The organism is Citrobacter sp. LJND-P06, from assembly GCF_058188415.1.
In genome coordinates this window covers 2,984,920-2,996,516 of sequence record NZ_CP187317.1, presented here as the reverse complement: position 1 = coordinate 2,996,516, position 11,597 = coordinate 2,984,920, and the positions used below count along the sequence as shown (strand labels likewise).

General features: G+C 53.6%; 9 protein-coding genes. 6 read left to right on the top strand and 3 right to left on the bottom strand.

The features are described 5' to 3' along the window. The 6 genes from gspL (at position 1) to ACO7SM_RS14285 (ending at position 7,957) form a co-directional block, all read left to right on the top strand. On the top strand, positions 1 to 1,143 hold the full coding sequence (gspL, locus tag ACO7SM_RS14310; RefSeq protein ID WP_490468096.1) for a type II secretion system protein GspL: 1,143 nt from the start codon (positions 1 to 3) through the stop codon (positions 1,141 to 1,143). Continuing rightward, a complete protein-coding gene (locus ACO7SM_RS14305; RefSeq protein ID WP_490468095.1) occupies positions 1,140 to 1,625 on the top strand; it encodes a type II secretion system protein M in 486 nt (161 codons plus the stop codon). The genes gspL and ACO7SM_RS14305 overlap by 4 nt, the downstream gene beginning before the upstream one ends. Further along, positions 1,622 to 2,419: a prepilin peptidase gene (locus ACO7SM_RS14300; RefSeq protein WP_490468094.1), complete on the top strand. Its 798-nt coding sequence runs from the start codon at positions 1,622 to 1,624 to the stop codon at positions 2,417 to 2,419. The genes ACO7SM_RS14305 and ACO7SM_RS14300 overlap by 4 nt, the downstream gene beginning before the upstream one ends. A gap of 258 nt (positions 2,420 to 2,677) precedes the next feature. Further along, entirely contained in the window at positions 2,678 to 5,395 is a 2,718-nt protein-coding gene (locus ACO7SM_RS14295) for a glycosyl hydrolase family 18 protein (protein ID WP_490468093.1), read from the top strand. A gap of 139 nt (positions 5,396 to 5,534) precedes the next feature. Beyond that, a complete protein-coding gene (gene iagB / locus ACO7SM_RS14290; RefSeq protein ID WP_490468092.1) occupies positions 5,535 to 5,981 on the top strand; it encodes a type III secretion system invasion protein IagB in 447 nt (148 codons plus the stop codon). Positions 5,982 to 6,118: 137 nt separating this feature from the next. Continuing rightward, positions 6,119 to 7,957 carry a chitinase gene (locus ACO7SM_RS14285; RefSeq protein ID WP_490468091.1) on the top strand — a complete coding sequence of 613 codons (1,839 nt, stop codon included), beginning with the start codon at positions 6,119 to 6,121 and terminating at the stop codon, positions 7,955 to 7,957. A gap of 53 nt (positions 7,958 to 8,010) precedes the next feature. Here the strand turns inward: ACO7SM_RS14285 and ACO7SM_RS14280 are convergent, their stop codons facing one another. The 3 genes from ACO7SM_RS14280 to ltaE form a co-directional block, all read right to left on the bottom strand. Then, positions 8,011 to 9,024: a 3-beta-hydroxysteroid dehydrogenase gene (locus tag ACO7SM_RS14280; RefSeq protein ID WP_490468090.1), complete on the bottom strand. Its 1,014-nt coding sequence runs from the start codon at positions 9,022 to 9,024 to the stop codon at positions 8,011 to 8,013. A 98-nt stretch (positions 9,025 to 9,122) separates the two neighbouring features. After that, complete coding sequence (locus tag ACO7SM_RS14275) at positions 9,123 to 10,553, bottom strand: SDR family oxidoreductase (RefSeq protein ID WP_490468089.1); 1,431 nt, start codon at positions 10,551 to 10,553, stop codon at positions 9,123 to 9,125. Positions 10,554 to 10,563: 10 nt separating this feature from the next. After that, positions 10,564 to 11,565 (bottom strand): low-specificity L-threonine aldolase, encoded by a 1,002-nt coding sequence (gene ltaE / locus ACO7SM_RS14270; RefSeq protein WP_490468088.1) that lies wholly within the window; start codon positions 11,563 to 11,565, stop codon positions 10,564 to 10,566. Between the last annotated feature and the right edge of the window lie 32 nt (positions 11,566 to 11,597).

Sequence of the window (11,597 nt, the reverse complement as noted above, 5' to 3'; positions counted from 1 at the left end):
ATGAAACAGGTGCTTTTTATTCGTCCCGACAGCCGCGAGGACGGGACGTTATGGTGGTGTGAATCGGGAAGTCAGCAGGTGGAAACGCTTGATAGCCTGGAAAGATTGGGTGAGCTGGCAGACCATCCTCTGGCGTCACGCGTATGTCTGTTATTGCCTGCCAGCGAGATGATCTTCCGCCACTTTACGTTGCCGAAAAAGGTAGCATCGCAGGCGAAGGCGTTCTCGTGGATGGCCGAAGAGACGCTGATCGGTGAGGTGGATAATCTTCACTGGACGGTGCTCAATAAGAAAGGGCGCGAGGTGGATGCGGTGGCGATTGACGCCGCGCGTTTACGTCACTGGCTGAGTCGTTTTCACGACGCGGGATTCAAGGTGGTTCAGGTACTTCCGGACGCCTGGCTGTTGCCAGTGGCGCCGGGGGGAAGCACGGTGGTCGCTCTTGATGAGAGCTATTGGCTGCGTTTTTCACCGGATGCTGCCTGCGAAGTTGATGCGACGCTGCTGCCGTTGTTATTGCAGAAAACCCGTGAAGGTGACGTGCGCGGCTACGGAGAGATCCCCGATGGCGTGGCGGTGGACGAACATCTGGCCTGGCAGCACCCGCTGGTGTTGATTCAACCGCAATGGCAAACATGCCGTATCAACCAGTTGCACGGTGAATTTAGCGCCCGAGCCTCTTCAGGCAGTGCGGTCAAAGGGATCAGAGCGGCGATGATTGCCGCAGGGATCTTGTCGCTGGGCTTGCTGTTAGGGCCGCGTATTGCGCTGGCCTGGATGCTGGTGCAGGAAGAAAATCACGTTCAGCAGGACATTGTGCAGATTTACCAGTACCACTTCCCGAGCATGCGTCAGATGACCAACCTCAAGTATCACTTCGGTCAGAACATGAAGAAGCAGAGCAAGGGCATCTTCCTGCAAATGGATGAGCTGGAAAAAGCCAAACAGTCGGTTCCGGAAATGGAAATTGACTTGCTGGAATACGATGGCTCCCGGGGGGCACTGACGTTGAGCGTCAGTGCGGAAAACCCGCAGGCGCTGCAGGAGTTTGTGAATCGGACGGGAGAGCATTTTGATTTTGCTCTGCAGCCTGTGTCAAAAGAGGCGCCCTATACCGCCATGATTACCGGAAAATATAAATGAAAGAGCGAATCGCGCTGCTGAAATCGCGCTATCAGAATTACAGCCCCAGGGAAAAAAAGGGTTTACTCATTTGCGCTGCAGTCATGTGCTGCGCCGCCGTTTACTACACAGCGGTTATTCCGCTGGATAATATGATTCAAAGCAGTAAATCAACGTTGACGAGGCAAAGAGAGACGCTGAACTGGATGCGTGGAGAAATTGATAAAAATCATCTTCAGGTGCAAAAGGTGAAAACCAATAATCCACGCAGCATTGTGGAAAAGAGCGCGCGCGACATTCATTTATCACTGACGGATGTGCGTCAGGACGGGCAGACGTTATCGTTTGTGGTGGGGCGGGTCAATATTTATCAATTAAAGAACTGGCTGCGGCAAATGAATATGGCCACCGGCATTCGGCTGGAAAAAATAAGTCTGACGCCGGTGGATCATGTGAATGACGTTCAGGCGAAAATTCAGCTCACCTGGAAAAAAAGCGTATGAATACGTTTATGCTGCTCCGGGAGAGTTACCCGGTGGCGGTGACCGGGATGAGTGCGGTACTGGGGGCGATCATCGGCAGTTTCCTCGGCGTCGTGGCGGAACGGGTTCCGGCAATGGTCATGGATGATGAGAACCGCAATAATTTACTTTTTCCTGCGTCGCATTGCCCGGTCTGTCAACATTCGCTCAACGCCTGGGAAAATATCCCGATTGTTAGCTGGCTGGCGCTTCGCGGCCGCTGTAGCGGCTGTCACACGGCGATTCCGCTACGGTTATTGTTAGTCGAACTGGTCACTGCGCTGTTTTTCGGCGCAACGGCCTGGTGGGGGCCGGATGTTCAGACGCTTCTCTCATTGTGGCTGCTGGCGGCCTTTTTATTGCCGTTGGCCATGATTGACGCGCAGCACCAGTTGTTGCCCGATTGCCTGACGCAACCGTTGCTGTGGGCCGGGTTGTTGATACATGCTCTGGATACCCGATTACCGCTCACTGATGCGCTTTTCGGCGCGGTTGCGGGTTACCTGTCGCTTTGGCTCCTCTACTGGGCGTTCCGACTGGCGACCGGGCGTGAAGGCCTGGGCTATGGCGATTTTAAACTGCTGGCAGCGCTCGGGGCGTGGTGCGGCTGGCAGGCACTTCCTGCCATTGTATTAATCGCGGCATTAAGCGGGATTACGTTTTTTCTCGTATTAAGACATTCAGATAAAAATACCCAAATTATTCCTTTCGGTCCCTCACTGGCTTTTGCTGGAATGGCGGTATTCGCTGAGCAGGTGTTCGTTTCCATATTCTGAATATTCTGGTCAAGTTTTTTTTAAAATTATTTCAACGGGGAAAGAGAAGGCGGAATGTTTCCCGTGAGAGTATTGTAAGCGACATAAGCTATACGGATTTTGAGCTTGTATCTTTTTATAGAGGAGTACAGCGCGTCATAAAATAATATTGGCTATGGTTGTTGTTTTTTTAAATAAAGACTCTGTAATGGATATTCCATGTTTTAAAGGAAAACATGGGTTATTAATGTTTATGAATAAATTTATCAGGAAATAAAAATGAAATTTATGAAGCCTAAATACCTGGCGCTCTTTATTGCGGCAGCGACAAGTTCTGCATTTGCTGCAGCGCCGGGTGCTCCTTCTATTAGCAGCGGCAATGACAAATTTGCCCTTGTTGAAGTAGACCAGGCGGCACAGGCGTACAACAACCTCATTAAACTGCATAAAGATGGTGTAGATGTGAAGGTTGAGTGGAATGTCTGGAGTGGTGGCACGCCAACATCAGCGAAAGTTCTGCTGGATGGCACCACCGTCTGGACAGGGGCGGGCAGCAATGCAGGCTCTGCGACCTTCAAGGTGAAAAAGGGGGGACGCTATCAGGAGCAGGTCGAACTGTGTAACACCAGCGGCTGCACCAAGAGCGCCAGTAAGCTGATTATCGTTGCGGATACCGACGGTAGCCATCTGCTGCCGCTGAATACCGCACTGCGTGAAAACAATAAAACATTCGCTCAGCACACCGATAAAGTGGTGGGTGCGTATTATCCGGAGTGGGGCGTTTATGACCGTGATTTCCAGGTCGACAAAATTCCTGCGGCTAACCTGAACCATATTCTGTACGGCTTTATTCCGATTTGCGGCGGCGATGGCATCAACGATGGTCTGAAAACCGTTGAGAATGGCAACAGTTTTGCCGCGCTGCAACGCGCCTGTAACGGCAGCCAGGACTTTACCGTCGCTATCCACGATCCATGGGCTGCGCTGCAGAAACCACAGTCCGGTGTTTCCAACTGGGACGACCCGTACAAAGGTAACTTTGGTCAGTTGATGGCGCTGAAAAAAGCGCATCCGGATCTGAAAGTTCTGCCTTCCATTGGCGGCTGGACCATGTCCGATCCGTTCTTCCATATGGCTGACCCGGCCATTCGCGCACGCTTTGTTGGCTCAGTGAAAGAGTTCCTGCAAACCTGGAAATTCTTTGACGGTGTCGACATTGACTGGGAATTCCCAGGCGGCGGTGGCGTGACTGAAAACCTGGGCAACCCGCAGCAGGATAAAGCGACCTATACCGCGCTGATGCATGACCTGCGTACCATGCTCAACGAACTGAAAGCAGAAACCGGTCGTACCTACGAGCTGACCTCTGCGATCGGTTCCGGTAAAGATAAGATTGAAGACGTGGATTACACCACGGCGCAGCAGTATCTCGATCACATCTTCCTGATGAGCTATGACTTCTATGGCGCGTGGAGCAATACCGAACTGGGTCACCAGGCGGCGCTGAACGCACCTGCAGATCGTCCGGATACCAACTACACCACGGTTAACGGCATTAACGCGCTGCTGGGTCAGGGCGTACAGCCAGGCAAGATTGTTGTCGGCGCTGGCATGTATGGTCGTGGCTGGACTGGCGTCCATGGTCAGACGGGCAATAACCCGTTCACGGGCACAGCCACTGGCGCAGTGAAAGGGACATGGGAACCGGGCGTGGTTGACTATCGTCAGATTGTTAACGAATTCAAAGGTAAAGCGGGTTGGGAATATGGCTACGATGCGACTGCTGAAGCGCCATACGTCTTCAATAAAACCACTGGCGACCTCATCAGCTACGAAGATGCCCGTTCTACTGCCGCGAAAGGCAAATATGTACTGGCGAACAACCTGGGCGGTCTGTTCGCATGGTCAATCGACTCTGATAACGGCGACATTCTGAATGCCATGAATGAAAGCCTGGTGGGGGGATCATCGACACCGGTTGATCCGGTGGTGACTAACCATGCGCCAATCGCTTCAGCGGCCGATCAGAACGTGACAGGCCCGGTAACCGTAACGCTTGATGGTTCTGCATCCAGCGATCCGGATGGTGATGCTATTACCTACAAATGGACTCAGGTTTCTGGTCCAGCCGTGACCATCAGCAACAGCGCTAAAGCGAAAGCATCCTTTAACGTTGCCGCAGCGACCAGCGACCAGACCATGGTGTTCCGCCTGACGGTAACTGATGCCAAAGGGCTGAAAAACGCGGTGGATATCAAGGTTCTGAACAAAGCACCAAAAGCGAACCAGGCGCCGGTAGTAAACCAGATGGAAACGGTCACCCTGCAGGCTGGTGAAAGCCACTCTCTGCATGCGCAGGCAGCGGATCCAGATGGTGATGCACTGACCTATACCTGGAGCGTTCCAGCGGATATGCAAGCGACCGGCGCCAATACCGCCAACGTGAACATTACTGCGCCAGAAGTGACCTCCGAGTCTACCTACACCCTGAGCGTTGTGGTTAGCGATGGTAAAACCAGCGTGCAGTCAAACGTACAGGTTGTGGTAACGCCGAAACCCGCAGACGAAGGTAATACGCCATCAGACGAAGGTAACACCCCATCTGATGAAGGCAATACGCCATCAGACGAAGGTAACACCCCATCTGACGAAGGTACTGCGAACAGCAGCTGTGACAAACCTGTTGATGCGAATGCCAGCAAATATGCAGCATGGAGCGCCAGCAAAGTTTACAACAGCGGCAATACCGTCAGCTTCGATGGTCTGGTGTGGAAAGCGAAATACTGGACGCAGGGCAACCAGCCTGGCTTTGGTGTGGATGCATGGGAACTGGTCAGCAAAGTGAGCATGAACTGGCGTTCTGATGTGGTCTACAACAGCGGTGAAACCACCACTTACCAGGGTTCGGTATACCGTGCGAAATGGTGGACTCGTGGTGATAAACCGGGTAACAGCGATGTATGGGTGAAAGAAGGGGCATCAGCAGATTGCAAGTAATCTTCTGACCCTGACATTACGGGCGTGATCTGCGTCCGTAATGGCTGACGGCTCTCCACGTCGGGCGTCGTCAGCCACTCAACAACATTAATCAATGTGCACAAGGAGGGAGCAGGGACATAAATAAGCAGGTTTTCAAATGAAACGGTTAATCTTGTTGTTGCTGTTGGTCAGCCAAAGTGTTTTCGCCAATTGCTGGGATAAAGCAGCACATTATTATCACGTCGATCCGTATTTATTATTTGCCATTGCAAAAGTGGAATCAGGTATGAACCCTCATGCGGTGGGCTGGAACCACGACGGTTCGCGGGATGTTGGTTTGATGCAAATTAATAGTTCGAATTTTAGTGAGCTGCAACGCCAGGGAATTGATGAGTACCGTTTAATGGCCGAGCCTTGTACCTCCATTATGGTTGGCGCATCTATTTTATCGAATATGATTAAAGTGTATGGCTATAACTGGGAAGCGGTAGGTGCGTATAACGCAGGGCTGAAAAAAGAAAATTATGTTAAGAGAATGACCTATGCCCGAAAAGTCTGGAATAAATACCGTGAAATAAAACCACGAGTTTCTGTTGCATATTAATTTTTGTTTTTTGAAGGGCACAATGCGGTGTTCTTCAAAAAATGAAAACCCGACAATCCCAGGTTTATTTATTAATGGATTAATACATAAGCCGGGGTTGTTAACACCATTGTTGCTAACAAACAGGATTATTTGAAATGACCAAAAGGACAATACTGAGTGTTCTCGTAGCGGGCGCGTGTATCGCCCCGTTTATGGCTCAGGCAAGCACGTTGCAGGCAACCAGCAGCGAACCCTACACCCTTAAAGCCAGCGATCTGGTGAATAAGGAAAAAGAACTCACCAGTTTCCCGTTGATGGCATCGGTAAAAGACACCATTGCCACCCTGGACAACAGTCTGGTTGAGCAGATTGAGCCCGGTCGCGCGGCGAACCCGGAAAACGTGAAACGCGTTGAAGGTATCGTCAAAGCCAGCGATTGGGAATACCTGTTTCCGATGCGCGCGCAGTCTTACACTTACAGTAACTTCCTGAAAGCGGTTGGTAAATTCCCGGCGCTTTGTAAGACCTATAACGACGGGCGTGATAGTGATGCGATTTGCCGCAAAGAGCTGGCGACCATGTTCGCTCACTTTGCGCAGGAGACCGGCGGTCACGAGAGCTGGCGTCCGGAAGCCGAATGGCGTCAGGCGCTGGTTTATGTCCGTGAAATGGGCTGGAGCGAAGGGCAGAAGGGCGGCTATAACGGCGAATGTGCGCCGGACATCTGGCAGGGTCAGACCTGGCCGTGTGGTAAAGACAAAGATGGTGATTTCGTTAGCTACTTTGGCCGCGGGGCTAAGCAGTTGTCCTATAACTACAACTATGGCCCGTTCTCGGAAGCCATGTTCGGCACTGTCCGCACATTGCTGGACAAACCGGAACTGGTGGCGGACACCTGGTTGAACCTGGCGAGTGCGATCTTCTTCTTCGCCTACCCGCAGCCGCCAAAACCAAGCATGTTGCAGGTTATCGACGGCACCTGGAAACCGAACGATCACGATAAAGCCAACGGTCTGGTACCGGGCTTTGGTGTGACCACCCAGATTATTAACGGTGGCGTGGAGTGCGGCGGCCCGACGGAAATTGCGCAGTCTGAAAACCGTATCAAATACTACAAAGAGTTTGCGAAGTACCTGAAAGTTCAGGTTCCGGCAAATGAAGTGCTGGGCTGCGCCAACATGAAACAGTTCGACGAAGGTGGCTCTGGCGCCCTGAAGATTTACTGGGAACAGGACTGGGGATGGAGCGCGGATACGCCAAGCGGTCAGACCTACTCTTGCCAACTGGTGGGTTATCAGACGCCATTCAGCGCGTTTAAAGAGGGCGACTACAGCAACTGCGTGAAGAAATTCTTTAATGTAAACATCGTCAATGATGATGGTTCTGCAACGACGCCTGACGATGGGCAGGTAACGCCGACACCAACGCCGACGCCAACACCGCCGGACGATGAGACGCCGGCACCAGCACCGACGCCGGATCCTGATGAAACGCCGGCAGAACCGACGACGGTTAACCATGCGCCAGTTGCGCAGATTGCGGGCCCGATCGGCGCAGTCGAAGCGGGGGCGAAAGTGTCCCTGAGTGCGGAAGGTTCTACCGATGAAGACGGTAATAAACTGACCTATACCTGGCACTCCCAGGATGGCCAGACCATCACCGGCGAAGATAAAGCCGTTGTGACCTTCAACGCGCCGGAAGCGACGACGGCGCAGCAGTATGAAGTTAGCCTGACCGTGAGCGACGGTGAACTGAGCAGCACCACGTCTTATCTGTTGAACGTGAAGGCGAAAACCGCGTCCGGCGGCGGCACCTCCGGTACTTATCCGGCATGGGTGGCGAAGAGCAAGTACAAGGCAGGCGATATCGTGAACAACCACGGTAAACTGTTCCAGTGTAAACCGTTCCCGTACAGCGGCTGGTGTAACAATTCCGCGACGTACTATGAACCGGGTGCAGGTCTGGCATGGGCTGATGCCTGGACTGCGCTGTAAAAGCAAAACGGCAACCGAAAGGTTGCCGTTTTTTTTCGCCTAAGGGTGTCGCGCTAACGCGGCAGCTTACCGTGGTCGCGAAGCCAGACGGCGGTACGTTCGATCCCTTCGTCCAGGGTAATGACGGGCTGGTAACCCAGCTCTTCCTGCGCACGGGAGGTATCCAGCGTAAAGTCGAAGTTCAGCTTCGACACGCCGTAGTGCGTTAATTTGGGCTCTTTCGCTGATTTATTGCCAAAGCGTTCCATGCTGCGGGCGATCATATCCAGCATCGGGTAGGGCACGGAGCGAATGCGGCAATCAATATTTAACTCAGCAATGAGTTTCTGCACGATACTGCGCAATGTGCGGTGTTCACCGTTGGTGATGTTATAAACGCGACCCGACGGCAATGAATCACAGGCTTCCTGACTGGCCAGCCACATGGCATGGATGGCGTTTTCGTAATAGGTCATGTCCACCAGTGCGCTGCCCCCGTGCGGCAACAGGATACTGCCGTAATGGTACATCATGTGCGCCAGACGCGGGATAAACACCTTATCGTGGGGGCCGAACAGGCTTTGCGGGCGCAACACGGTAAACCGGGTTTGCGGGTTGGCTTGCGCTAACAGGCTGATTACCTCTTCGCCAGCGGCTTTACTGCGGGCGAATTCATTCGCGAATCGGTGAGGGCGGAAGTCCTCTTTGATGTCGCGATGGTGGTGGTAATCGAAATACAGGGAGGGGGAAGAGATATGAATAAAGTTGCGCACGCCCCAGGCCACGGCCCATTCACCCAGACGACGGGTGGCGCGAACATTGGCCAGATCGAAGGCTTCCTGGGTTCCCCACGGAGAGGTAAAACTGGAGCAATGCCATAGCGTGTCGATACCTGCGAGCATCACCTTGGCCTGCGAAGAGACCAGTTCGGTCAGATCCGCATGCACGAATTCTGCTCCCATCTTCTCCAGCAGCTTGCCCATCGCTTCATTGCGACCGGTGGCTCTGACGCTGATGCCTTTATTGCGCAAAAACTCAACCGCGTTTCGACCTAAGCCGCTGGTGGCGCCGGTAACCAGTACCTTCATATCAATCCACTGTGTTTAATAAAACGTCGTGCGCATTCTTCCGTGAAATACGTCTGTATGCAATGGGAAACATGAAACAATACAGCATGTTTTTATTACTAATCTGTGATTTGTTCTGCAAGTCTGGCAATTTGTTTCGCCATACCGCGAAAAATAAACAGATGCGCGGGGATCATCAGCAGCCAGTAGAAAAGTCCGGGCATTCCGTGCGGGTGCCACCAGGCACGCACATCGATCTGTCGGTGACTGCCTTTGTCTTCGAGCGTAAAACTCAGGCGACCCAGTCCAGGGGCTTTCATGCCAAACAGTAATGTGAGTTGTTTTTCTGGCTCGACGATGATCACTTTCCAGCTATCTACCGTATCGCCCACCTGTAAAAGCTCGCGTGCGGGTCGACCCTTTGCCAGTTTATGCCCGATCACGCGGTCCATCAGCGCCCGGGTCTGCCACAAAATATTGCCGAAGAAGTAACGCTCTTTCCCGCCGAGACGGTTCACCACCTGCCATAACGCTTTCAGACTGGCGGGGGTCTTGACGGTAAAGCCAGCCTGCTTGGCGAAATAACCGTATTCCGGACGCCAGCGGGCAAACGCCAGGGCGTCGTATCCCCAGTCGCTGGAGTTCACCAGCTTTTCCTCTTCTTTCAGCGTGCTGCGAACGGCGTCGTCAAAGGTGATAAGTTGTTGCGGTATCAGTGCGCGCAGTGCGGTGTCATCGGCCAGCAGATCGTGTTTCAGCCCCTGTATCAAGGCTTTTGCTGTGGTGGGCGGCACCGAGGTAATAACGTTTAAAAACCAGACTGAAATCCAGCGGGTCGGAAAAGGGATGGGTATCAACAGTCGGTGTTTGCCGCTGACGGCCATAAAGTGCTCAAACTGCTCCTGATAGCTCAGTACCTGCGGCCCGGCAGCTTCGAGAATGCGATGTTCGCTGGCAGGATGCTCCAGCAGCGCCACCAGATAGTGCAGTAAGTTTTCCAGCGCAATCGGCGTGGTGCGTGAGCGTACCCAGCGCGGCGGCGTCAGCACCGGCAGGTTATAGACCATGTCGCGCATCACTTCGAAGGCGGCAGAACCGGCTCCGACAATAATACCGGCGCGTAATTCGGTGACCGGTACGCCAGAATCACGCAGGGTGTCTGCCGTGAGCTGCCGTGCGCGCAAATGTTCAGATTGCTCATGCACGGGCGCTTGCAACGAACTGAGAAAAATCAGTTGTTTGACCGGGGTATCTCGCAGCGCATCGCGGACGTTCAGCGCCACCTGACGTTCATGGGCGATAAAGTCGCCTTTTTCACCCATGCCGTGAACCAGATAGTAAACCGTATCGACCTCTGCCAGCAGAGGCGCGAGATTATCCGGCCAGTTCAGATCAACTTTATGGCAACTGACATTCGCCAGTTGCTGTTTTTCCAGTCGTTCAATACGACGTGCCGCCGCCAGCACCTGATGTCCCTGTTGGCTGAGTTCCTGCACCAGATGTTGACCAATATAACCACTGGCGCCCAGCACCAAAATTCGTTGCGGCACGTCTGTCTCCTTAGCGATGTAAAAAAGCGCGCCAGTGGGCGACAACGTCGGCAAGCTGCTCACGCGATACGTCCAGATGGGTGACCAGACGTACAATCGGCGAGGCGTTGATCAGCACGTTTCGTTCGCGCATATAGTCGCCTAATGCGGCGGTATTCTCTTCGCCCACGCGGACAAACAGCATGTTGGTGTCGTGGCGCATCACATCCGCCCCGGCTTCGCGCAACTGCTCTGCCATCCAGGCGGCGTTGTCGTGATCGTCCTGTAAACGTGCGACGTTATTTTTCAGTGCATACAGTCCGGCGGCTGCCAGAATTCCGGCCTGGCGCATACCTCCGCCGGTCATCTTACGCCAGCGAGTTGCACGTTTAATGTAGTCATGGCTGCCGACCAGTAAAGAGCCGACCGGCGTTCCCAGACCTTTCGACAGACAGATGGTGAATGAATCGCAATACTGGGTGATCTCTTTGAGCTCGCAGCCATAAGCGACCAGGGCGTTGAAAATACGCGCGCCGTCAACGTGCAGCGCCAGACCGCGTTCGCGGGTGAACGTCCACGCCTCTTTCAGATACTCGCGTGGCAGCACTTTCCCGTTGTGGGTGTTTTCAAGGCTGAGCAAGCGGGTACGGGCAAAATGGATATCGTCCGCTTTGATCTTCGCCGCCACTTTATCCAGCGGCAGCGTACCGTCAGGGGCAGCATCGATAGGCTGAGGCTGAATACTGCCCAGCACCGCAGCACCACCGGCCTCATACAAATAATTATGCGCCCCCTGACCGGCGATATACTCTTCGCCGCGCTCGCAGTGGCTCAGTAGCGCCACCAGATTGGCCTGGGTGCCGGTGGGTAAAAAGAGCGCCGCTTCTTTGCCGGAAAGCCCGGCGGCGTACTGTTGCAACGCATTAACGGTGGGGTCATCTCCATACACGTCGTCCCCGACCGGGGCGGCCATCATCGCTTCAAGCATGGCGCGACTCGGACGGGTAACGGTATCACTGCGTAAATCGATCATGGCACATTCCTGGTGTTTAAATGGCGATGTGC

Excerpts from the sequence above, each read along its gene's own strand:
- gspL (WP_490468096.1), top strand. The coding sequence starts at position 1 with ATGAAACAGGTGCTTTTTATTCGTCCCGACAGCCGCGAGGACGGGACG.
- ACO7SM_RS14305 (WP_490468095.1), top strand. The coding sequence starts at position 1,140 with ATGAAAGAGCGAATCGCGCTGCTGAAATCGCGCTATCAGAATTACAGC.
- ACO7SM_RS14300 (WP_490468094.1), top strand. The coding sequence starts at position 1,622 with ATGAATACGTTTATGCTGCTCCGGGAGAGTTACCCGGTGGCGGTGACC.
- ACO7SM_RS14295 (WP_490468093.1), top strand. The coding sequence starts at position 2,678 with ATGAAATTTATGAAGCCTAAATACCTGGCGCTCTTTATTGCGGCAGCG.
- iagB (WP_490468092.1), top strand. The coding sequence starts at position 5,535 with ATGAAACGGTTAATCTTGTTGTTGCTGTTGGTCAGCCAAAGTGTTTTC.
- ACO7SM_RS14285 (WP_490468091.1), top strand. The coding sequence starts at position 6,119 with ATGACCAAAAGGACAATACTGAGTGTTCTCGTAGCGGGCGCGTGTATC.
- ACO7SM_RS14280 (WP_490468090.1), bottom strand. The coding sequence starts at position 9,024 with ATGAAGGTACTGGTTACCGGCGCCACCAGCGGCTTAGGTCGAAACGCG.
- ltaE (WP_490468088.1), bottom strand. The coding sequence starts at position 11,565 with ATGATCGATTTACGCAGTGATACCGTTACCCGTCCGAGTCGCGCCATG.